Origin of the sequence: Vibrio sp. Vb339 (genome assembly GCF_902751245.1) — a bacterium.
GTDB lineage: Bacteria > Pseudomonadota > Gammaproteobacteria > Enterobacterales > Vibrionaceae > Vibrio > Vibrio coralliirubri.
In genome coordinates, this window is the sequence record NZ_CADDIS010000011.1 from 45,698 (window position 1) to 67,720 (window position 22,023).

19 protein-coding genes are annotated in these 22,023 nt (G+C 45.8%); 5 read left to right on the forward strand and 14 right to left on the reverse strand.

The genetic code is table 11. The features are described 5' to 3' along the window. Positions 1 to 11: 11 nt before the first annotated feature. The 11 genes from rsmG to HRQ85_RS24855 form a co-directional block, all read right to left on the reverse strand. Complete coding sequence (gene rsmG / locus HRQ85_RS24805) at positions 12 to 644, reverse strand: 16S rRNA (guanine(527)-N(7))-methyltransferase RsmG (RefSeq protein WP_017058801.1); 633 nt, start codon at positions 642 to 644, stop codon at positions 12 to 14. Beyond that, a complete protein-coding gene (gene mnmG / locus HRQ85_RS24810) occupies positions 644 to 2,539 on the reverse strand; it encodes a tRNA uridine-5-carboxymethylaminomethyl(34) synthesis enzyme MnmG (RefSeq protein ID WP_172380838.1) in 1,896 nt (631 codons plus the stop codon). Before mnmG ends, rsmG begins: the two co-directional genes overlap by 1 nt. A 482-nt stretch (positions 2,540 to 3,021) precedes the next feature. Then, the gene (gene mioC, locus HRQ85_RS24815; protein ID WP_017058804.1) at positions 3,022 to 3,456 is read right to left on the reverse strand and encodes an FMN-binding protein MioC; all 435 of its coding nucleotides are present in this window, start codon (positions 3,454 to 3,456) and stop codon (positions 3,022 to 3,024) included. Between the two features lie 50 nt (positions 3,457 to 3,506). Further along, positions 3,507 to 4,868, reverse strand: a complete 1,362-nt coding sequence (mnmE, locus tag HRQ85_RS24820; RefSeq protein WP_029235098.1) for a tRNA uridine-5-carboxymethylaminomethyl(34) synthesis GTPase MnmE — start codon at positions 4,866 to 4,868, stop codon at positions 3,507 to 3,509. A 130-nt stretch (positions 4,869 to 4,998) separates the two neighbouring features. After that, positions 4,999 to 6,618, reverse strand: a complete 1,620-nt coding sequence (gene yidC / locus HRQ85_RS24825; RefSeq protein ID WP_172380839.1) for a membrane protein insertase YidC — start codon at positions 6,616 to 6,618, stop codon at positions 4,999 to 5,001. Positions 6,619 to 6,620: 2 nt separating this feature from the next. Continuing rightward, positions 6,621 to 6,878, reverse strand: coding sequence for a membrane protein insertion efficiency factor YidD (yidD, locus tag HRQ85_RS24830; protein ID WP_004735802.1), 258 nt, complete (start codon positions 6,876 to 6,878; stop codon positions 6,621 to 6,623). Next, positions 6,845 to 7,168, reverse strand: coding sequence for a ribonuclease P protein component (gene rnpA, locus HRQ85_RS24835; protein WP_017055478.1), 324 nt, complete (start codon positions 7,166 to 7,168; stop codon positions 6,845 to 6,847). The genes yidD and rnpA overlap by 34 nt, the downstream gene beginning before the upstream one ends. A 45-nt stretch (positions 7,169 to 7,213) precedes the next feature. Beyond that, the gene (rpmH, locus tag HRQ85_RS24840; protein WP_004735800.1) at positions 7,214 to 7,348 is read right to left on the reverse strand and encodes a 50S ribosomal protein L34; all 135 of its coding nucleotides are present in this window, start codon (positions 7,346 to 7,348) and stop codon (positions 7,214 to 7,216) included. 206 nt (positions 7,349 to 7,554) lie between these two features. After that, on the reverse strand, positions 7,555 to 8,292 hold the full coding sequence (locus HRQ85_RS24845) for an amino acid ABC transporter ATP-binding protein (RefSeq protein ID WP_048610829.1): 738 nt from the start codon (positions 8,290 to 8,292) through the stop codon (positions 7,555 to 7,557). Continuing rightward, entirely contained in the window at positions 8,289 to 8,960 is a 672-nt protein-coding gene (locus tag HRQ85_RS24850) for an amino acid ABC transporter permease (protein WP_009848134.1), read from the reverse strand. The genes HRQ85_RS24845 and HRQ85_RS24850 overlap by 4 nt, the downstream gene beginning before the upstream one ends. A 135-nt stretch (positions 8,961 to 9,095) precedes the next feature. Continuing rightward, positions 9,096 to 9,845: an amino acid ABC transporter substrate-binding protein gene (locus HRQ85_RS24855; protein ID WP_009848135.1), complete on the reverse strand. Its 750-nt coding sequence runs from the start codon at positions 9,843 to 9,845 to the stop codon at positions 9,096 to 9,098. Between the two features lie 311 nt (positions 9,846 to 10,156). On the opposite strand from HRQ85_RS24855, the gene dnaA reads away from it, so the two are divergent. The 4 genes from dnaA (at position 10,157) to gyrB (ending at position 16,328) form a co-directional block, all read left to right on the forward strand. After that, positions 10,157 to 11,578 carry a chromosomal replication initiator protein DnaA gene (gene dnaA / locus HRQ85_RS24860; protein WP_019825569.1) on the forward strand — a complete coding sequence of 474 codons (1,422 nt, stop codon included), beginning with the start codon at positions 10,157 to 10,159 and terminating at the stop codon, positions 11,576 to 11,578. Positions 11,579 to 11,659: 81 nt separating this feature from the next. Next, positions 11,660 to 12,760, forward strand: a complete 1,101-nt coding sequence (dnaN, locus tag HRQ85_RS24865; protein ID WP_017058809.1) for a DNA polymerase III subunit beta — start codon at positions 11,660 to 11,662, stop codon at positions 12,758 to 12,760. 53 nt (positions 12,761 to 12,813) lie between these two features. After that, positions 12,814 to 13,893, forward strand: a complete 1,080-nt coding sequence (gene recF / locus HRQ85_RS24870; RefSeq protein ID WP_019825571.1) for a DNA replication/repair protein RecF — start codon at positions 12,814 to 12,816, stop codon at positions 13,891 to 13,893. A gap of 17 nt (positions 13,894 to 13,910) precedes the next feature. Then, a complete protein-coding gene (gyrB, locus tag HRQ85_RS24875; protein WP_017058811.1) occupies positions 13,911 to 16,328 on the forward strand; it encodes a DNA topoisomerase (ATP-hydrolyzing) subunit B in 2,418 nt (805 codons plus the stop codon). A gap of 59 nt (positions 16,329 to 16,387) precedes the next feature. Here gyrB and HRQ85_RS24880 read toward each other — a convergent pair whose 3' ends face one another. Then, complete coding sequence (locus HRQ85_RS24880) at positions 16,388 to 17,314, reverse strand: patatin-like phospholipase family protein (RefSeq protein WP_172380840.1); 927 nt, start codon at positions 17,312 to 17,314, stop codon at positions 16,388 to 16,390. Positions 17,315 to 17,736: 422 nt separating this feature from the next. On the opposite strand from HRQ85_RS24880, the gene HRQ85_RS24885 reads away from it, so the two are divergent. Continuing rightward, positions 17,737 to 18,171 carry an Hsp20 family protein gene (locus tag HRQ85_RS24885; RefSeq protein ID WP_009848140.1) on the forward strand — a complete coding sequence of 145 codons (435 nt, stop codon included), beginning with the start codon at positions 17,737 to 17,739 and terminating at the stop codon, positions 18,169 to 18,171. A gap of 140 nt (positions 18,172 to 18,311) precedes the next feature. On the opposite strand, the gene HRQ85_RS24890 is transcribed toward HRQ85_RS24885, so the two are convergent. Together HRQ85_RS24890 and HRQ85_RS24895 are read right to left on the reverse strand one after the other, a co-directional pair. Further along, complete coding sequence (locus HRQ85_RS24890) at positions 18,312 to 19,565, reverse strand: valine--pyruvate transaminase (protein WP_172380841.1); 1,254 nt, start codon at positions 19,563 to 19,565, stop codon at positions 18,312 to 18,314. A gap of 254 nt (positions 19,566 to 19,819) precedes the next feature. Further along, a complete protein-coding gene (locus tag HRQ85_RS24895; RefSeq protein WP_172380842.1) occupies positions 19,820 to 21,907 on the reverse strand; it encodes an alpha-amylase in 2,088 nt (695 codons plus the stop codon). Between the last annotated feature and the right edge of the window lie 116 nt (positions 21,908 to 22,023).

The following is a 22,023-nucleotide window of genomic DNA, read 5'->3' on the forward strand; positions in this document are numbered from 1 at the left end:
GGCCTCGCTGATTATCCCTGACGCGATAAAGTAACTAGATGACGCTCTCCATCAAGCTCTGGCACTTGCAAAGCTTTAATGTCTGTCACTGAACACCATTCAGGTAACAGGTCGATTTCGTCTCTAGGATGTTGTCCCTTAAGAGCCAAAAATACACCGGATTGCTCTTTAGGTAAATGGTGACACCACTCTACCATGTCTGTCATTGACGCAAATGCACGACTGAGCACTGCATCAAACTTTTCTTCTGGTTGAAATTCTTCAACGCGACTTTGAACCGGTACCACGTTGTCGATACCCAGCTCATGAATCACCTGTTTGATAAAACGAATACGCTTACCTAGGCTATCTAGCAAGTAAAACTCGCAGTCTGGATTCATGATTGAGAGCGGAATCCCAGGAAGACCAGGTCCCGTGCCCACATCGATAAAGCGCTTACCTTGTAAGTGAGTGCTAACAATGATGCTATCTAAGATATGTTTCACCATCATTTCTTGTGGGTCACGAACTGATGTTAGGTTATAAGCTTTGTTCCACTTGTTCAGTAACTCAACGTAGCCAACCAACTGGCCACGTTGTTTTTCAGATACTTCAAGTTCAGTCTGGCCAATCAGGTGATCCAGTTTTTCGCGTAATGCGCTCATTATGCTTCCTCACCTTTTTTCAACAGGCCATGCTTTTTCAAGTAAACCAACAGAATTGAGATTGCTGCAGGTGTGATACCTGAAATTCGCGAAGCAATACCAATTGAATCAGGCTTAGCTGTCGTTAGTTTAAGAACCACTTCGTTAGAAAGTCCTTTTACCTTGCTGTAATCGATGTCAGCAGGCAGTTTGGTGTTTTCATGACGCAGTGATTTTTCAATTTCGTCTTGTTGACGCTGAATGTAACCATCGTACTTCACTTGGATCTCAACTTGCTCAGACGCTTGTTGATCTTCCAGTGCTGGACCAAAACGATCCAATGCGGTTAGCTGTGAATAAGTCATTTCAGGGCGACGAAGAAGATCTTCACCGCTCGCTTCACGAGACATTGGTGTTTTCAGAATTTGGTTCAGTTGATCAATATCTTCAGATTTTGGATTAATCCAAGTCTCTTTCAGACGTTGACGCTCCTTCTCCATGTTTTCCATCTTCTCGTTGAAACGAGCCCAACGAGCGTCATCAACAAGGCCAAGTTCACGCGACTTTTCAGTCAAGCGGATATCGGCGTTGTCTTCACGAAGCAGCAGACGGTATTCCGCGCGAGACGTAAACATGCGGTAAGGTTCTTTGGTACCCATGGTCGATAGATCGTCAATAAGCACGCCCATGTAAGCTTGGTCACGACGCGGACTCCAACCCTCTTTGCCTTGAGTAAACAAACTTGCATTCAGACCCGCCATCAAGCCTTGTGCTGCCGCTTCTTCGTAGCCAGTGGTACCGTTGATTTGACCCGCAAAGAATAGACCTTTGATAAACTTAGTTTCGTAAGTCAGCTTAAGGTCGCGAGGATCAAAGAAATCGTACTCAATCGCATAGCCAGGTCGAACGATATGAGCATTTTCAAAACCCTTCATCGAACGAACAATTTGAACCTGTACATCAAACGGCAGACTGGTAGAGATACCATTCGGGTATAGCTCGTGAGTCGTTAGACCTTCTGGTTCAATAAAAATTTGGTGACTGTTCTTGTCAGCAAAACGCATTACTTTGTCTTCAATCGAAGGACAGTAACGAGGGCCAATGCCTTCAATCACACCTGCGTACATAGGGCTGCGATCAAGGTTGGCACGAATTACGTCATGCGTATTTTCATTGGTATGCGTGATGTAACATGGAATTTGACGAGGTTGTTGAGCTCGGCTGCCCATGAACGAGAAAACAGGCGTAGGGTTATCGCCGTGCTGAACCTCAAGCTCAGAAAAATCAACGCTACGCGCATCGATACGAGGAGGAGTACCTGTTTTCAGGCGATCAACTCGGAATGGAAGATCACGAAGACGGTCAGCCAGTGCGATCGATGGTGGATCACCAGCACGGCCACCTGAAGAACTTTCCATACCAATATGGATCTTGCCGCCTAGGAATGTGCCCACAGTCAGAACCACAGCGCTTGCGCGGAACTTAAGGCCCATCTGCGTTACCACACCTACCACTTGATCCTGTTCAACGGTCAAGTCATCAACCGACTGTTGGAACAAAGTCAGGTTTGGCGTGTTTTCAAGAACGTTACGAACAAAGGCTTTGTACAGTGCGCGGTCAGCTTGTGCACGAGTAGCACGAACCGCAGGGCCTTTTGATGCGTTCAATGTTCTGAACTGAATACCTGCATGATCAATAGCTTGCGCCATTAATCCACCCATTGCATCGACCTCTTTTACCAAGTGGCCCTTACCGATCCCGCCAATGGCTGGGTTACAAGACATTTGTCCTAGTGTATCGATATTATGAGTAAGTAATAACGTACTTTGACCAGTACGTGCAGATGCGAGTGCGGCTTCCGTTCCTGCATGGCCACCACCAACAACGATGACGTCAAATTTTTCGTGATAAAGCATGAAACGACCTCAGGTATTCAAACGTTTTCTAGATTGATAAAAAGGAGCGATATTCTACCTGTTTTCATAGCCTGAGAAAACGTTTTTGGGATTTTTCGAAAAAGCTGTTTTTAATTAATATAGATAAGATCTTTAAGGAGATCTTTTATTAGATCTATTATTAGGATCGAGGGTGTCTGTGGATAAGTCGAAAATGATCAACGAGATCATGGATCTTTTTTGGATCAAATGATGTGATCTAACTTTGATCAGAATGAGGATTAGCTGGGATCAAAATGGCTACTTATTCACAGGAGGAAATTAGCCTAAAACTTGTTATTTGGATAACTATAGGTTAATCACCGTATATGTATGATCTTATCCACAGCAGAAATTGAAAATAGATCGCTAATTTTCGATGTTTTTGAAAAAAAGTTATTCACAATCGCGATGTTCAGAGACAAAAAAAGCGGCATAAGCCGCTTTTGGAGAGAAGAGAGAGGTTAAAACTGGTCGCTATGATCGTTAAACCAAGCTTCTGCTGCGTCTTCTGGTACCGGAGTTTCCAATACATCGATGGTAAAACAGTCAGAAATAGGCTGAGCACCGAGCTCTTTCATCTGGCTGTGGACTGATTTTCCCGCCAAACAGAAGGTATCGTAACTCGAATCACCAAGCGCCACGACAGCAAAGCGAACCGGGCTTAAATCTGGAGATTGCTGGGTCAATGCGTCGATAAACGGCTTAATATTATCTGGAAATTCTCCAGCGCCATGAGTTGAAGTCACCAGCAACCAAAAGCCTTGTTGGGGAATATCATCGAATTCAGGCTGATTGTGAAGGGTGATCTCGTGGCCTTGCTCTTCAAGAAGATCATTAAGGTGATCGCCAACGTACTCTGCACCACCTAAGGTGCTGCCTGTAATAATGTGGATCATTAAGCTGTCCTTACTAAAGAAAAAGGCCAGCATGAGCCGGCCTTTAAAGGTTATTTACCAATACAGAAAGAGGTGAAGATACGGCCGAGTAGGTCATCGGAACTGAACTCACCAGTAATCTCGTTAAGGTGTTGCTGCGTTATACGCAGTTCTTCTGCCAATATTTCCCCTGCCATATAGCCTTCGAGCTGTTGCTGGCCAATATCTAGGTGCTCAGATGCGCGTTCTAGGGCATCTAAGTGGCGACGACGTGCCATAAAGCCACCTTCATTGCCACCAGCAAAGCCCATGCAATCTTTTAAGTGATTACGCAGTGCATCAACGCCTTGTCCCGTCTTTGCTGATAGTCGAATCAGAGTTGGATCATTAACATGGCAAATCCCGAGATCTTCACCGGTTTGATCGGCTTTGTTACGAATCACGGTCATTCCGATGTTATTCGGCAGACGATCAACGAAATCTGGCCAGATATCTTTCGGGTCGGTTGCATCGGTAGTGGTGCCATCGACCATAAATAAAACTCGATCGGCTTGAGCAATTTCTTCCCAAGCGCGTTCAATACCGATTTTTTCGACTTCATCCGAGGCTTCACGCAGGCCTGCGGTATCAATAATGTGTAGTGGCATACCATCAATATGGATATGTTCACGCAGTACATCACGGGTTGTACCAGCAATATCAGTCACAATCGCGGAGTCTTTACCCGATAATGCATTCAATAAGCTCGACTTACCGGCATTAGGACGACCTGCAATCACCACCTTCATACCTTCACGCATGATGGCACCTTGATTGGCTTCTTGGCGAACCGCTTCGAGGTTGTCGATGATAGCTTGTAAGTCAGCACTTACTTTACCGTCAGCAAGGAAATCAATCTCTTCTTCTGGGAAGTCGATAGCGGCTTCAACATAGATGCGTAAGTGAATCAAAGAATCCACCAGCGTATTAATGCGTTTTGAGAACTCACCTTGCAGCGATTGCAGGGCTGATTTCGCCGCTTCTTCTGAACTGGCATCAATGAGGTCGGCAATCGCTTCTGCTTGGGTTAAATCCATCTTGTCGTTCAAGAACGCACGCTCCGAGAACTCACCTGGGCGTGCTGCGCGTAGCCCTGGAATCGCGAGGATGCGTTTGATGAGCATATCCATTACCACAGGACCACCGTGGCCTTGTAGCTCTAATACGTCTTCACCAGTAAACGAGTGCGGGTTAGGAAAGTAAAGCGCGATGCCTTGGTCTAGCTCTAAACCATCGTGAGATTTAAAAGGGGTGTACTCAGCGTAACGTGGTTTCAGTACTTTGCCGGTAACTTCAAGCGCAACTTGGGCTGCTTGTGGGCCTGAAACGCGAATAATACCGACGCCGCCACGGCCGGGTGCAGTCGCTTGAGCAACAATCGTATCTGTAGTCATAGTTGTGCCTGCTAGCATGTGAAAGCCAAAAAGGGGCGCTCACGATTAATCAATTAGCTGAATTGTAATCAGCTAAAAACAAAAAGGCGACCTTTTGGTCGCCTTTCTTTATCTCTTTCTATTATCGAACTTACTTAGAATGTAAGCCTTTCTTTTCCAGCGCACGGTAGATAAGCGTTTGCTGAATCAGAGTTACGATGTTCGATACTAGCCAGTATAGAACCAGACCTGAAGGGAAGAACAGGAAGAAGAATGTGAACATAACCGGCATAAAGGTCATGATCTTCTGCTGCATTGGATCCGTTACAGTTGTCGGGCTCATCTTCTGGATTAGGAACATTGAAGCACCCATCAGAAGTGGCAAGATGTAGTATGGGTCTTGTGCTGAAAGGTCAGTAATCCAACCGAAGAACGGTGAGTGACGCAGTTCAACAGACTCCATTAGTGCCCAGTATAGCGAAATGAAGATAGGCATTTGCAGAAGGATAGGTAAACAGCCACCTAGTGGGTTTACTTTCTCTTTCTTGTAAAGCTCCATCATTTCTTGGCTCATGCGTTGACGGTCGTCGCCAATACGCTCACGCATTGCAGTCAGCTTAGGCTGAAGCATACGCATTTTCGCCATAGACGTGTACTGAGCTTTCGTTAGTGGGTACATAGCACCACGAACGATGAAAGTTAGACAGATGATTGCCAGACCCCAGTTCACAACGATGCCTTGAATGAACGAAAGCAGAGTATGAAGTGGTTTAGCAATGAACCATAACCAACCGTAGTCAACTACTAGGTCTAGGTTTGGTGCAACAGCAGCCATTTGGTCTTGAAGTTTAGGACCAACCCAAAGCGTTGCTTTGAAGCTCGCTTCGTCGCCATTAGCGATAGTCTTGTTCGGCATACGAACACCGATGTCGCCTAGGTTACCGATTACACGAGTGTAAAGGTTGCTGCCTGCTTCGTCGCGTGGGATCCAAGCACTTGCAAAGTAGTGCTGAATCATCGCTGCCCAACCTTGACCGTTTGCTAGGTTAAGAGACAGGTTGCGATCTTGCATATCGTCGAAGCTGTATTTTTTGTAACGCGTATCTTCCGTAGAGTAAGCACCACCACGGTAAGTTGGCATTGTTAGGCTACCACCGTCATCCATTACGTTTTGACGTAGGTGAGCGTACATGCCGAATGTCGCGTTGTTACCAGAGTTGTTGACTACATCGTATTCAACATCCATTGCGTAGCTGCCACGCTTAAGGACGAATGTTTTCGTGTAATCAAGGCCGTTCGCTTGGTAAGTCATCGGGATGCGTAGTTCATCTTGACCATCAGCAAGCGTGAAGCTGTCTGCTGAAACTGTGTAGCTTGGGCGGTTTGTGCTGCTTAGGTCGATACCTTGAGGGCCCACTAGACCGCTTTGAGCGATAAATTGGTGACCAGGTTCGTTTTTAAGAAGAACAAACGTATCTTCTGAATCGAACTCAGCAGAGTAATCGTTTAGGTTTGCTTTAACGACATCACCACCAACCGTATCAATTGACAGAGTCAGTACATCAGTTGTTACTGTGATAGTTTTAGCAGAAGCAACTTGACCAGGAGCCGGGTCTAGATCATCTGCATAAGATGGCGCTGGTAGGGTGCTGCCAGATTGTGCCTGCTCAACCGCTTGTGGTGCTGGATTCTGAGCTACGTTCCATTGTTGGAACAGTAGGAAAGAAACCAAAGCCAATGCGATTAACAGGATATTACGTTGAGAATCCATCGTTATTTATCTCTGTCTTGTTTTTGGACTGGTGGAACGGGGTCAAAGCCCCCTTCGTTCAAAGGATGGCATTTTAATAGACGTTTGCCTGATAACCAACACCCTTTTACAAAACCGTGAGCTTTCAACGCTTCTATCGCATATAAAGAGCAGGTTGGAGTAAATCGGCAGCGTGGGCCGATGAGTGGACTAATAAACCATCTATAAAAATAGATGGGTATTAGCGCTATCCACGCGAAGGGCGAGACAGGCGAAGCCATAATTTGTCGAGTAGCTTGAACATTTCTTCATTGCTTAAATCTTGCGCGCTCTTCTTAGCGATTACAACAAAATCTTTGTTAGGAAGTTTGTGTTGAGTGTTACGAAAGCTTTCACGAGTAAGACGCTTGAATCGGTTACGACCCACGGCGGTTTTAATCTGCTTTTTCGGAACGGCTAATCCAAGACGAGGATTTGAAAGAGAGTTATTTCGGGCAATGATGGTGAAATGAGGGGAGCCAGCTCGATGAGCTTGCTTGAAGACATTTTGATAATGTTCGGGAGTTAACAAGCGTAACTCCCGACCGAAGGCTAGCTTATTCAAAATAATCAAAGATTACTTAGAAAGACGCTTACGGCCTTTTGCACGACGTGCATTGATTGTTGCGCGACCGTTCTTAGTAGCCATGCGAGCACGGAAACCGTGAGTACGCTTACGCTTTAGAACTGTAGGTTGAAAAGTGCGTTTCATTGTAATTACCTTACTGATCAGTAGTTTTAGGTTTTTGTTAAACCCGGCGTGGGCATTTTTTCTCTTCTTTATATAAGAAAGGAAAACCGACGCCTCTCAACAAAGAGGCGGAATTGTAATCACTGTCACAAAAAGTGTCAATGATTGGGTTAACTAAAATTCCGGTCGGGGGATTATACGTAGAATAACTAAAATCACAAGGATCCTTAGTCGATCCCAACCTTATTTAAGAATTTTTTTAATTTAGGATCCTGTGGATTACCAAAAATATCCTGTGGAGATCCCTGCTCGACAATATGACCGTCAGCCATGAAGATCACTCGGTCTGCGACCTCTCTAGCGAACTGCATTTCATGGGTAACCACCAGCATGGTTTGATGCTGATTTGCCAGCTTTTTCATTAGGTTAAGCACTTCGCCAACCCACTCAGGATCGAGCGCTGAAGTCGGCTCATCAAACAGTAAAAGCTCGGGTTGTAGTGCCATTGCACGGCCAATACCCACCCGTTGTTGTTGGCCACCAGAGAGCGCGGCTGGGTAGCTATCGCCTTTGTCACCTAAGCCAATATCATCAAGTATTTGTTGTGCTTTTTCATGGGCTTGCTGTTTTTTCCAACCACGAACGGTAATTAAACCTTCAGCAATATTCTGTCTCGCGGTTTGGTGAGCGAACAGTGCATAGTTTTGGAACACAAAACCGGTCTTACGACGCAGTGCAAGCACCTCTGCCTTAGTGTGTTTCTGAGTATCAACCTTGATATCATCAATCGAAATCGTGCCTTGATCGGCTTGCTCTAGAAAATTCACACAACGCAGTAGGGTAGATTTACCCGTACCACTTGAACCTATGATGACAATTATCTCGCCTTGCTTGATTTCTAGGTCGATCCCTTTCAAAACTTCGGTGTCACCAAACTGCTTGTGGATATTTTGTAATTTGATCATCGTACATACGCCTTATTCAGTTTCACTTCGGCCCAAATTTGAATACGAGTGAGGATAACCACCACGCCCCAGTAAATCAGCGCGACCGCTAAGAAAGCCTCGAAGAAGCGGAAACTTGAAGAAGCCTCCATCTGAGCTTTAGCCATGATTTCGGCAACACCTAGGGTGAAGGCAAGTGAAGTCGACTTGATCATGTCGATGAAGTAGTTCATCAATGACGGCAGTGCCACGCGAGTTGCTTGCGGTAAGATCACTCGGCGCATCGCTTGGCTGGTTGTCATACCGACCGAAAGGCTGGCTTCCATCTGGCTGCGATCAATACCGATAATCGCCGCACGAATACTTTCTGCCATATACGCGGCAAAGTGCAGGGTTAAGCCAATCACAGCGGCGCTGAAGGCATCCAACCCAACCATCCACGGGAAGACTTGTGGTAAGCCGTAATAAAGGAGGAACAGCTGCACCAACAGTGGCGTGCCTCGGAAGAAGCTAATGTACAGCTGGCTCAGTTGGTCGAGTACTGGGATTTTGAATACACGAATATTCGCCAGTATCAGAGACAGGATCAGAGCAAAGAACAAGCCCCAAGTCGCCATCTCCATCGTGGTGCCTAAATACTTCAGTAGTATCGGCAACAGCTCTAGCATGTAATTAAAGTCAAATCCCATAATCTATCTCGTATTTTTATTGGCAGTGTTGTTCTATATGTAAGTACTGTTCTATCAGATTTTTTAATCAGTGCACAAAAGCAAAAAGCCCACCGCTGTATAAAGCCGTGGGCCTTGAATGGAGAAAGTGAGTAATTACTTCTGAGTAATGTCCGCACCAAACCATTTCTGAGAGATACTTTCTAGCGTACCATCTGCGCGCATTGCTGCTAATGCTTCATTTACTTCTGCTTGCAGTTTTTTGCCGTTATCGTTGTCCACGAAAGGCCAAGCGTTTTCAATTGTTTCGAATGGCTGACCCGCCAGTTGTAATGGTAGACCAGTCTTCTTGATAAGCTCTAGTGCTGATAGGCGATCCATTACGAATGCATCGGCGCGACCCAGTGCCACATCATGTTCAATACCTGTATCGTAGGTTTTTACATTGATCTTGCCATCTTTGTCGTAGCTGCGAAGCAGTTGTTCAAAGTTTGAGCCTAGGTTTACCGCAACCGTCTTGCCATCAAGGTCTTCGATGCCTTTAATGCTGTCATTACCTTTACGAACGGTAATTTGTGCACCGTCTACTACGTATGGGTCTGCGAATAGGTATTTCGCTTTACGTGCATCCGTCATTGTAATTTGGTTTGAAATGGTATCGATGCGACCCGTTTCAAGAAGACCAAACAGACCAGAGAAGTTTGCCGTTACGTATTCAACCTTGTAATCGTTACGCTTACCGATCTCATCCCATAAATCCACTTCAAAACCCTGTAATTGGTCTTGTTTAACGAACGTAAACGGGAAATAGCGACCAGACATGCCGACTTTAACTTCAGTCGCAGCTTGAACAGTAGCAGCAGAGAGTGCGATAGCCGCAATTGCAGCCTTAATCCAGTTATTCATTTGGTAACTCCTTATATTTATGGGTTTGGATGTTACTGGGAAAATGCTCACTAGAATAAATAACCAGATGTTATTAACCATAACCAGATTGAATTCCCGATTTGGGGATAACTAGCAAGGATCCGGGCATAAGTGGATCATTGTGTGAGTAAATTAGGGGCAAGATGTGTGGATCCACCGATAAATTACAAATTTATTGTGAATAACTTGGATCTTATTCACTGGATCTGTGATCAATTGCTGGTGATCTGACTTATCAACAGGTAAAATTAGCGGTCATTTCATATTACTTTAAATAGAGTGAGGGCACCGTGTCATCTTCGCTTTGGTTGCAGTGTTTGCAACAGCTTCAAGAAGAGTTACCAGCTACAGAATTCAGTATGTGGGTTCGTCCGTTACAAGCGGAACTCAATGACAATACTCTAACTCTATTTGCACCGAACCGTTTCGTACTCGATTGGGTTCGTGATAAGTATCTAAATAGCATTAACCGTCTGCTGCAAGAATATTGCGGTAACGATATCCCACATCTTCATTTTGAAGTGGGAAGCAAGCGTGTGATTGCACCAAAGCCAGCGACACCGGCACCAACTCAGACTCGTACTGCTGCTGATGTGGCCGCTGAGTCATCAGCACCTGCGCAATTACAAGCTCGCAAGCCTGTCCATAATATCTGGCGTGATGAAGAGCCTGTCGCGGTTGACTTGAATCACCGCTCAAACGTGAACCCAAAACATAAGTTCAATAACTTTGTTGAAGGTAAGTCGAACCAACTGGGTTTGGCTGCGGCACGTCAGGTTTCTGATAACCCAGGTACAGCCTACAACCCGCTGTTCCTATACGGCGGCACTGGTTTAGGTAAAACGCACTTGTTGCATGCGGTGGGTAACGCCATTGTTGATAATAAGCCGAATGCGAAAGTGGTTTACATGCACTCAGAGCGTTTTGTTCAGGATATGGTAAAGGCCCTACAAAACAACGCGATCGAAGAATTTAAGCGCTACTACCGTAGTGTTGATGCATTGCTTATCGATGACATCCAATTCTTTGCTAATAAAGAGCGTTCTCAAGAAGAGTTCTTCCATACCTTTAACGCGCTGCTTGAAGGCAACCAGCAGATCATCCTAACGTCTGACCGTTATCCAAAAGAGATCAACGGGGTAGAGGATCGTCTTAAATCTCGCTTCGGCTGGGGTTTGACGGTAGCAATTGAGCCACCAGAGCTTGAGACGCGTGTTGCGATCTTGATGAAGAAAGCGGAAGACCACCAAATTCACCTTGCGGATGAAGTGGCGTTCTTTATTGCCAAGCGTCTGCGCTCTAACGTTCGTGAGCTGGAAGGCGCATTGAACCGTGTTATTGCGAATGCAAACTTCACTGGCCGCCCGATCACGATCGACTTCGTGCGTGAAGCACTGCGTGACCTACTTGCACTGCAAGAAAAACTGGTCACTATTGATAACATTCAAAAGACAGTCGCCGAGTACTACAAAATCAAAGTCGCTGATCTATTGTCTAAGCGTCGTTCTCGTTCTGTTGCTCGTCCACGTCAATTGGCGATGGCACTGGCGAAAGAGCTAACAAACCACAGCTTGCCTGAGATTGGCGATGCATTCGGTGGTCGTGACCACACGACGGTACTGCATGCTTGTCGTAAAATTGCTCAGCTGCGTGAAGAGAGCCACGACATTAAAGAAGATTATTCGAACTTGATTCGTACCCTTTCTTCTTAATACACAGTATTCTTAACCTTAATAAGCAGAATCTTGGCCACGTACTATTACGCAGTGCCATTTAGACCGTAAGAGCAAGATATGAAATTTACCATTGAACGTAGTCACCTGATTAAGCCATTACAACAAGTATCTGGCGCTCTCGGTGGCAGGCCAACGCTTCCAATTCTAGGAAACCTACTGATTAAAGTAGAAGATAACGTGTTGTCGATGACAGCGACGGATCTAGAAGTTGAACTGATCAGCCGTGTAACGCTTGAAGGTGATTTCGAAGCGGGCAGCATTACCGTACCTTCACGTAAATTCCTAGATATCTGCCGTGGATTGCCAGATAACTCAGTGATCACTGTGGTATTGGATGGTGACCGTATTCAGGTTCGTTCTGGTCGTAGCCGCTTCTCATTAGCAACATTACCTGCGGCAGATTTTCCAAATATTGAAGATTGGAGCAGTGAAGTTGAAGTGTCAGTGACACAAGCTGAACTTCGCGGTCTTATCGAGAAAACACAATTCTCAATGGCGAACCAAGATGTTCGTTATTACCTCAACGGTATGTTGTTTGAGATTGAAGGTTCTATCCTGCGCAGCGTAGCGACCGATGGTCACCGTATGGCAGTATCTCAAGCACAACTGGGTGCCGATTTTGCTCAGAAGCAGATCATTGTTCCTCGTAAAGGTGTTCAAGAGCTAGTGAAGCTATTGGATGCACCTGAACAGCCAGTAACACTGCAAATTGGTAACTCTAACGTGCGAGCTGAAGTGAACAACTATGTCTTCACTTCTAAGCTTGTTGATGGTCGTTTCCCTGATTATCGCCGCGTAATGCCGCAAAATACCACCAAGACACTTGAAGCTGGCTGTGATGAATTACGTTCAGCATTTTCTCGTGCTGCGATTCTATCGAATGAAAAATTCCGTGGTGTTCGCGTTAACCTTGCTGATAGCGAGATGCGTATTACCGCGAACAACCCAGAGCAAGAAGAAGCGGAAGAAGTACTCGATGTTAACTTCGACGGTGACGCATTAGAGATTGGCTTCAACGTAAGCTATGTATTGGATGTTCTGAACACACTGCGTTGTGAACAAGTTCGCATCTCAATGTCAGACGCCAATGCGAGTGCTCTTATTGAGAACGCACAAGATGACAGCGCGATGTACGTTGTTATGCCAATTCGCTTATAAGCTGCCCTATGTTGACCTACCGAGTCGTGATTGAAGATTAATATGAAGACGTTATGCCTTTATCGCGCTTAATCGTTAAGCAGTTTAGAAATATTGAAGCCTGTGACATTCAACCGTCATCAGGCTTTAACTTTCTTATAGGGGCTAACGGAAGCGGCAAAACCAGCGTCCTTGAAGCGGTGTATCTGCTCGGACATGGTCGCTCATTCAAGAGTTCACTTACCGGTCGTATCATACAAAACGAGTGTAGTGAGCTGTTTGTACATGGCCGTTTTATGACCTCGGATCAATTTGAGCTGCCAATTGGCATTAATAAGCAGCGCGATGGCACGACAGAGGTTAAAATAAGCGGTCAAACTGGGCAAAAGTTGGCTCAGTTAGCTCAAGTCTTACCTTTGCAGTTGATTCACCCTGAAGGGTTTGATTTACTAACCGATGGACCTAAGCATCGCCGAGCATTCATTGATTGGGGAGTCTTCCACAGTGAGTCGGGCTTTTATGATGCGTGGGGCAGGGTAAAGCGCCTCAATAAGCAGCGAAACGCCTTATTGAAAACGGCAACCCACTATCGAGAGCTGAGCTATTGGGACCAAGAACTGGCCCGTTTAGCTGAAAGCATCAGTCAGTGGCGTGCCACCTACGTTGATCAGCTCAAAGAAGTCGCCGAAGAAATCTGTGCGACCTTCCTTCCTGAGTTTGAGATAAAGATTAACTACTATCGTGGCTGGGACAAAGACACCCCGTACGCCGAGATATTAGAAAAGAATTTTGAAAGGGATCAGCAGCTTGGTTACACCTTTAGTGGGCCAAACAAAGCGGATCTGAAGATAAAAGTGAACGGCACTCCAGTGGAAGATGTCTTGTCACGAGGTCAATTGAAGTTGATGGTGTGCGCGCTACGAGTAGCACAAGGGCAACACCTCACTCAAATGACAGGTAAGCAGTGCATCTATTTGATAGATGACTTCGCTTCCGAATTAGATAGCCAACGTCGAGCACGTCTTGCTGAGTGTTTAAAGGCGACCCAGGCTCAAGTTTTTGTAAGCTCTATTACCGCTGATCAGATTGCAGATATGCATGACGAAAATAGCAGGATGTTTCATGTGGAACATGGCAAAATAGAGCAAGGATAATTAGTCAGAGAGTAACTATGTCAGATAATTACGATTCATCGAGTATTAAAGTACTGAAGGGTCTGGATGCGGTACGTAAGCGTCCTGGAATGTACATTGGCGACACGGATGATGGTACCGGTCTGCACCACATGGTTTTTGAGGTGGTAGATAACTCTATTGATGAAGCGCTAGCTGGTCACTGTAATGACATCATTGTAACTATCCATGAAGATAGTTCTGTGTCTGTGAGCGATGACGGCCGTGGTATTCCAACAGAATTGCACCCAGAAGAAAACGTATCAGCAGCAGAAGTCATCATGACGGTTCTTCACGCTGGTGGTAAGTTCGATGATAACTCGTACAAGGTATCTGGTGGTCTGCACGGTGTTGGTGTTTCAGTAGTTAACGCACTTTCTAAGCAAGTTACTCTTACTATCCACCGCGGTGGCAAAATCCACACTCAAACCTACAGCCACGGTGAGCCTCAAGCGCCACTAGCGGTTATCGGTGACACGGATAAAACAGGTACAGAGATTCGTTTCTGGCCGAGTGAAGAAACCTTCACTAACATCGAGTTCCATTACGACATTTTAGCTAAGCGTCTACGTGAGCTATCATTCTTGAACTCAGGTGTATCAATTAAGCTAATTGACGAGCGCGAAGAAGACAAAATGGATCACTTCGAATACGAAGGCGGTATCCAAGCGTTTGTTGAACACCTTAATACTAACAAAACGCCAATCATCCAAAAAATCTTCCACTTTAACTCTGAGCGCGAAGACGGTATTACCGTTGAAGTTGCGATGCAGTGGAATGACGGCTACCAAGAAAACATCTACTGTTTCACCAACAACATCCCTCAACGCGATGGTGGTGCTCACTTAGCAGGTTTCCGTGCGGCGCTAACGCGTACACTGAACAGCTTCATGGACAAGGAAGGTTTCTCTAAGAAAGCGAAGACTGCGACCTCTGGTGATGATGCTCGTGAAGGTCTGACGGCGATTGTTTCTGTTAAAGTGCCAGATCCTAAGTTCTCAAGCCAAACTAAAGATAAGCTGGTTTCTTCAGAAGTGAAGTCTGCCGTTGAATCTACAATGGGTGAGAAGTTGTCTGAGTTCCTGATTGAGAACCCAGGTGAAGCGAAAACAGTTTGTTCTAAAATTATTGATGCAGCACGTGCTCGAGATGCAGCGCGTAAAGCTCGTGAAATGACTCGTCGTAAAGGCGCATTAGATTTAGCGGGTCTTCCAGGTAAGCTTGCTGACTGTCAGGAAAAAGATCCTGCACTGTCTGAACTATATATTGTGGAAGGAGACTCTGCTGGCGGTTCAGCTAAGCAGGGGCGTAACCGTAAGAACCAAGCAATCCTACCGCTGAAAGGTAAAATCCTTAACGTAGAGAAAGCGCGTTTCGATAAAATGCTTTCTTCTCAAGAGGTTGCAACGCTAATCACAGCTCTTGGTTGTGGTATTGGCCGTGACGAATACAACCCAGATAAACTGCGTTACCACAACATCATCATCATGACCGATGCCGATGTCGATGGTTCTCACATCCGTACTCTGCTACTGACGTTCTTCTACCGTCAAATGCCAGAGCTGATTGAACGTGGCTACATCTACATTGCTCAACCGCCACTTTACAAAGTGAAGAAAGGTAAGCAAGAGCAGTACATTAAAGATGAAGATGCGATGAACCAGTATCAAGTATCTTTGGCTTTAGACAATGCAGAACTGCACGTAAACCCTGAAGCGCCAGCATTTGCCGGTGAAGGTTTAGAGAAGCTTGTTCAGCAATACAATGCAGGCATCAAGCTTGTTGATCGTATGAGCCGCCGTTACCCACGCGCACTGGTTCACGAACTGATTTACGTTCCTCGTCTAACGGCTGAGCAGTGTCATGATGACGCGGCAGTTGAAGCTTGGGGTAAGCAGCTTGTTGAACAGCTAAACGCGAAAGAAGTAGGTGCGAGCCAATACAGCCTTGAAGTTGAAAAACACGAAGAGCTAGGCTTAAGCGTTCCTAAGATTGTGGTTCGTACTCATGGTGTGACTCATGAGCACCTACTGAGCATCGATCTTATTAACTCTAAAGAGTTTGGGAAGCTAGCGGATCTTTCTGAAGCACTTGATGGCTTGATTGAAGAAGGCGCTTACATTAAGCGTGGTGAGCGTACTCAAGAAGTTTCTAGCTTCGTTGATGCTCTGAACTGGTTAGTGAAAGAGTCTCGTCGTGGTCTAAGCCTACAGCGATACAAAGGTCTAGGTGAGATGAACCCTGATCAACTTTGGGAAACCACAATGGATCCTGAAACTCGCCGTATGATGCAAGTAACGATTGAAGATGCTGTTGGTGCTGATCTGTTGTTTACGACGCTAATGGGTGACCAAGTTGAACCTCGTCGTAACTTCATCGAAGAGAACGCATTGAAGGTTGCTAACCTTGATGTATAGATTTCTTTAGAATAAAGAAGCTCAAAATGATAAAAGCACTGCCCATTGGCGGTGCTTTTTTATGCCTGTTCGATATGACGACCCGCCGTAGCAAGGAAGTACTTTCCGGATAAAAGTCCTACCTCGTAGTCATGTTCAAGTGCATGCTGTGGGCTTCCCAGTAATGTAGAGTGCAGCGCTTTGTCTGGGTGAATCTCATAGATGGTCGCGTCTTCTGGCGGGTTACTCAGAAAGTCTTGAGTCGCGCGGTAATGGGCTTCGTGCTTGAGTAACAGCTCAATCATCGCCTTAGCTTTTGTTTTCCCTAACAACTTACTGTATTTGCACATCCAGCGGTGATCAAAAGACGTTGAGATAGGTACTGTCCGAATCACCACAATATGTTTATAACCCCGCTTATAGGCTTCTTGTGCTGGGATTGGAGCGGCAATGCCACCATCAAGCCACTCTTCATCATTCGCTTGAATTGCCTTTGGGCTGATAAAGGGAACCGCACATGAGGCTTTGAGAGCGTCCTGCCAAGCGTGTGAGTCTAAGTCAAAATAGGCTGGCTCGTGACGAGTCGCGTGGGACGCACAGGCAAGCACCTGACAACTTTTCATATTGTCATGACCTGACTGCCAGTTGAGCGGCAAGCTTGTTTCGGTTTGCTCAAGTAACCAATCTAGGTCTAATCCTTTCTTTTGCAGTAAGAACTTATAGGTATCGAAGAATTCAGGGCTGGCTGTTGCTTCTGTGATGACGCGATAAGCATGGCGATGTTGCCCGCATATATAGGATGCTAGGTTAAGAGAACCCGCTGATGTGCCAATCATCAATGAAAACGGATTAAAGCTTTGTTCGAGAAAAGCATCTAATACGCCCGCTGTAAAAATTCCGCGCTGGCCGCCACCTTCCGTTACCAGAGCCACCTTATCGATGTGGATATCTAGGTGCGCCAAGGCATCGTAAGAGTGGAGTGCGTAAGAAATATGTGTAGAAGACATCAGAATTGCCACCAAAAGCGATAAAAAAGGATTCAACCTGATTAGGATATGACCAATGGTGGTTAATTAAAATCAAGTAATATTTATACAGCGTTTGGTTTTTCTTAACTAAAAAGTTGAATTAAGCTGCTTGAAAAGCGCTTTATGGCACCACATATCTATTTATGAAGAGGATGACTGTCTTGCTCAAAAGAGAAGAAACAGAACCTTCATTACCGCTAACGAAGTATCGCTCAATAGAGGATAACTTTGGCAGCACACAACCTAAAAATTGATTCATTGCCATGTCCCAGCGTTGTCGCCAATAGAGGCGAAACCCGAGGAATGCGAATTGAATCTCTTAGCTGTTTACTGGGTCACACACAGGTTCGATCCAAGTAAAATTCGCAGCTAAGACTATTGCTTACTAAAAGGATAGCATTATGAGAACTGTAGATTTCACTCCACTTTACCGCAACGCAATCGGCTTCGATCGTCTATTCAACATGATGGAAGCGAACACATCGAAGAACTCTTCTGGCGGTTACCCTCCATACAACATCGAGCAAAAAGACGAGAACAACTACCGTATTACTATGGCCGTTGCTGGTTTTGCTGATGACCAATTAGATCTGACTCAGAAAGAGAACATGCTAATTGTGAAAGGTGAGCGTAAAGCAGAAGCAGAGAAAACCTTCGTATATCAAGGGATTGCAGAGCGCGATTTCGAGCGTAAATTCCAACTGGCTGACTACGTAAAAGTGGTAGGTGCAAGCATGGAAAATGGTCTTCTTCACATCGACCTAGAACGCGAAATCCCAGAAGCGATGCAACCACGTAAGATTGCTATCAATGGTAATAGCCTACTAGAAGGTTAATTACTGTTAGCTCCTTAGAGCTAAAAATATCGGGAAGTAAAAGTGAAAGAGCACCAGTACCTTGAAGAAGGTCGGTGCTCTTTTTTGTTTATCCTATCATCGTCATTCCATAGAGGGAGGAACGACCGAGTAGGGAATCTCTATTTGCTTTCGCTGTAAGCCTTTTTCACTTCTTCAGCAATGATAGCAATGCCTTTCTGCATCGCCTCATCATCTTGTACGTAGTTCATGCGTAAGCACTGGTGAGCATGATCCCACTCGTCTTCTTGGCCGATAAAGAAGTATTCACCCGGAACAATCAATACGCCGCGAGCTTTAAGGCGGTCGTACAATTCCATTGTGGTGATCGGCAACTCATCAAACCATAGCCATAAGAAGATAGCGCCTTCAGGTTTGTGAATGCGGAAGCGTGGGTCATCGATAGCCTCTTGTAGCAGTTCAACTGCACGTAGCGATTTTTCTTTGTAGAAAGGTTTGATCACCTCACTGCTCAAGCGTAGTAAATCGCCTTTTTCAATCATGTGGTTGGCAATCGCAGGGCCGACGCTGTTTGGCGCTAAGCTGATGATGCCATTCATGTTGGTCAATGCTTGTGTTACTTCTTCACTCGCAATCACGATACCGCAACGCACACCTGGCAAACCAAGCTTAGAAAGGCTCATGCACAGAATCGTATTTTCATTCCAGAACGGTTCGACATCTTCAAAGATGATATTTGGAAACGGCAGGCCGTAAGCATTGTCGATCAGCAGTGGGATGTTGTTTTCACGCGCCAGTTTATCCAATTTACGTACTTCTTCGTCGGTCAGTACGTTACCCGTTGGGTTGGTTGGACGAGATGCACAGATAGCCGCTACTGAGTCATCAACCTTTAGTTGTTCAAAATCGACGTGGTATTTGAACTGGCGGTTTTCTAGCAGCTCGATCTCTGGGTGGTAAGAGATAAATATATCGTCATCAATGCCCGCGTCGCCGTAGCCGATGTATTCCGGTGCGATCGGCAGTAGGATTTTCTTATGTGAACTGTCAGGCTGTTGACCTGCTAGCAGGTTGAATAGGTAGAAGAAGCCACTTTGACTGCCATTAGTCAGGCTGATGTTCTTCTCGCTGATGTCCCAGCCATAGGTCTCTTTCAGCATTGCCGCTAACGATTTGATGAAGCTGTCTTTACCCTGAGGACCATCGTAGTTGGCGAGGGCGGCGATGAGTTCTCCACTGGCGAGCATGTCGGCACTGGCTTGGTTAAAGTAATCGAGCATGGCTGGGATAGCGGCTGGGTTGCCACCACCGAGCATGATAGCGCCAGGAGTGCGCAGGCCATCATTCAAATCATCCATTAAACGAGTGATTCCAGAGTATCGATTAAACTTTTCGCCAAACTTAGAGAACTGCATTACTAATTTTACCTAATTCATTGTGATTGCTTGTTACGTGTCATTAAGGCAGACCTTATGTCTGCCATCAGTGTATTCCTTGAACATACCGCAATGTTTTTGCGACGCATAGCGCCAAATGCTCTAACACGTAAAAAACTTCTATAAAGTTTGGTTAATGAGTGACAGCTTGCTTATTGAACGTACCTTTAGCGATAAAAAAAGGAGAAGCCTAAGCTTCCCCTTTAGTTTCTGGTGTTTATGTTAATGAAGGTTTAGTTCGAGCCGGTATAAACGACTAATACCTTGTCATCTTGGTATTGGCGTTCGAACGCATAGTAGCCCTTGCTGTTACGGATGATGTGCTTACCTTGCGCGATGGCTGGGTGGCGTTGGCGGAATTGGCTAAGCGCTTGCCAGTGTTCCAGCAGTTCTGCCCGTTCGCCATTGATTTGATCCCAAGGCATGTCTGAGCGTGTGCCTTGCATAGGGTCTGATCCTGTTGGGCCAAAGTCACGGGCGATCTCATCTCCGTAATAGATCTGGACTGCACCTGGAGCCAGCATCAATGCGTTTGCCGCTTTGGTTTGTTTGGCAAAGTCATTGCCGTGCTGCGTCCAGAACAGAGAGGTGTCGTGAGAGGATAAGTAACTCAACACGTTGAACTCGCTGTCACTGTTGATCTTCTCTGCATAGCGAAGGTAATCGGCATCGAGATCAGACAAGCACTTAAGCGCCTTTGGTGCGATATCGCTTTGGAATTCAAAGTTAATGATCGAATCAAAGCCGTTAGCGAAGTAATCTGATTTCACCACGCTGTGTGCCCACACTTCACCTGTCATCCAGAAGGGTAAGTCATCCAAGGCCTTGTCTGGGTTGTTCTGTTTCCACTCGGCAAGTGCCTGGTTAGTGCTCTCTTTCAGTTCTGCCCATGCTTCGAGTTCAACGTGTTTCGCGGTATCGACCCTGAAACCATCGACACCATATTCGCGCACCCAATCCGATAGCCAAGTGATTAAATGGTCACGAGGTGTTTTGAGCTCATCGGTCGCGCTGGTGGACTTATTGCGATAGAAATTAGGCAGCCCGGTTGTCTCTGTCGACTCTGTTTTGAAATCGGGCAGGTGCGCTAAAGACATAGTGAGGTTATTGTAACCCGGAGAGTCATAGGCACCGATATCGCTGCGCAACCAAGCTTTGCCCCACCACTTTTCCCACGCTTCTTTGTCGCTGTAAGAGATGTAGTTGTTGAAGTAGTGCCAGTTCTGACCTTTGGCAGGTTGCCAATCTGTCCAGTTTTCGCCAAGTGTTTGTTTGGCTTCTTCGTCAGTTAGGTTTAGCTTACCAAAATCAAACTCTTGCATGTCGGCAAGCGTTGCATAACCGGTGTGGTTCATTACTACATCCCAAACAACGCGAATGCCTTTGCTGTGCGCGGTATCGATGAAGGTTTTCAGCTCGTCTTCGGTGCCCATGTTGTCATCGAGCTTGGTCCAGTCTTGATGGTAATAACCGTGGTAGCCGTAGTGCTTGAAGTCACCTCGGTCACCGCCGCCAACCCAGCCGTGGATTTGCTCTAACGGAGACGTTATCCAGATAGCATTAGCTCCGAGTGATTCTATGTAATCGAGTTTTTCGGTTAAGCCTGCCAAGTCACCACCGTGGAATGTGCCGATTTCGTCTTGTCCGTCTTGGCTGCGACCGTAACTGTTGTCGTTATCAGGATTACCATTGTGGAAACGGTCAGTCATTACGAAGTAAACCGTGGCGTTATCCCAACTAAAGTCAGCTTTGGTTTCTGGTTCTACTTTCTCTAGTAGCAGAACACCTTGGCTGTTTTCTGCAGGCTGCATGGTGACACTGCCATTAGTTACTGTGACTTGTTTACCTGAAAGAGCGTCTCTTACCACGGTGCCATCATCAAAGGTTTGAGTAACATCGATGGTGGTTGGCTGGTCACTAGGTACTGGGCAGGCAAAGCTTTGAACTTGTTGTTGCTTCGGCTTTATCTGAACCGTGAGTTCATTGGTCTGTGGGTTGAGCGTGAATTGATAAGTGTTAGCGCGAAAGACTTTTATGGCGATCTCAGATTTCTCGGCACAGTCGTCTAGGCGAAGGGGTTTATTGAATTTGATGCGACTCTCTTCGGCCAGCGCATAGTTGGTGCCACAGGTATTTTGAGTATCGCTGATAGAGAAGGTATAGCTACCTTTCGCGAGTTCCTGTTCTGCAATCACGGTGCCTTTACCGGACGATTCGAATACGACAGTGTCGTTATCAATCGTCAGCAGTAGGTTGTTGTCACTGGTTTGGCTGCATGCGCTGAGTGCGAGCATTGAAAGCGCGAGTACTGTTTTTTTCATTGTTCCCTTCCCCTGAATAAACAGGTCAGTTATAGCAAACAATGCCCTCTACAGTCTGAGTGCTGTTTCATTCAGTTAATCAATAAGACCTCTACAAACAAATGCTTGGTTCACAA

Bases quoted from the DNA above. Each gene is read 5' to 3' on its own strand.
- mnmG (WP_172380838.1), bottom strand. From the start codon at position 2,539: ATGCTTTATCACGAAAAATTTGACGTCATCGTTGTTGGTGGTGGCCAT.
- rsmG (WP_017058801.1), bottom strand. From the start codon at position 644: ATGAGCGCATTACGCGAAAAACTGGATCACCTGATTGGCCAGACTGAA.
- HRQ85_RS24855 (WP_009848135.1), bottom strand. From the start codon at position 9,845: ATGAATAACTGGATTAAGGCTGCAATTGCGGCTATCGCACTCTCTGCT.
- HRQ85_RS24890 (WP_172380841.1), bottom strand. From the start codon at position 19,565: ATGCAGTTCTCTAAGTTTGGCGAAAAGTTTAATCGATACTCTGGAATC.
- gyrB (WP_017058811.1), top strand. From the start codon at position 13,911: ATGTCAGATAATTACGATTCATCGAGTATTAAAGTACTGAAGGGTCTG.
- dnaN (WP_017058809.1), top strand. From the start codon at position 11,660: ATGAAATTTACCATTGAACGTAGTCACCTGATTAAGCCATTACAACAA.
- HRQ85_RS24895 (WP_172380842.1), bottom strand. From the start codon at position 21,907: ATGAAAAAAACAGTACTCGCGCTTTCAATGCTCGCACTCAGCGCATGC.
- yidD (WP_004735802.1), bottom strand. From the start codon at position 6,878: ATGGCTTCGCCTGTCTCGCCCTTCGCGTGGATAGCGCTAATACCCATC.
- HRQ85_RS24880 (WP_172380840.1), bottom strand. From the start codon at position 17,314: ATGTCTTCTACACATATTTCTTACGCACTCCACTCTTACGATGCCTTG.
- recF (WP_019825571.1), top strand. From the start codon at position 12,814: ATGCCTTTATCGCGCTTAATCGTTAAGCAGTTTAGAAATATTGAAGCC.
- rpmH (WP_004735800.1), bottom strand. From the start codon at position 7,348: ATGAAACGCACTTTTCAACCTACAGTTCTAAAGCGTAAGCGTACTCAC.
- mnmE (WP_029235098.1), bottom strand. From the start codon at position 4,868: ATGACTACAGATACGATTGTTGCTCAAGCGACTGCACCCGGCCGTGGC.
- HRQ85_RS24845 (WP_048610829.1), bottom strand. From the start codon at position 8,292: ATGATCAAATTACAAAATATCCACAAGCAGTTTGGTGACACCGAAGTT.
- HRQ85_RS24850 (WP_009848134.1), bottom strand. From the start codon at position 8,960: ATGGGATTTGACTTTAATTACATGCTAGAGCTGTTGCCGATACTACTG.
- HRQ85_RS24885 (WP_009848140.1), top strand. From the start codon at position 17,737: ATGAGAACTGTAGATTTCACTCCACTTTACCGCAACGCAATCGGCTTC.
- yidC (WP_172380839.1), bottom strand. From the start codon at position 6,618: ATGGATTCTCAACGTAATATCCTGTTAATCGCATTGGCTTTGGTTTCT.
- mioC (WP_017058804.1), bottom strand. From the start codon at position 3,456: ATGATCCACATTATTACAGGCAGCACCTTAGGTGGTGCAGAGTACGTT.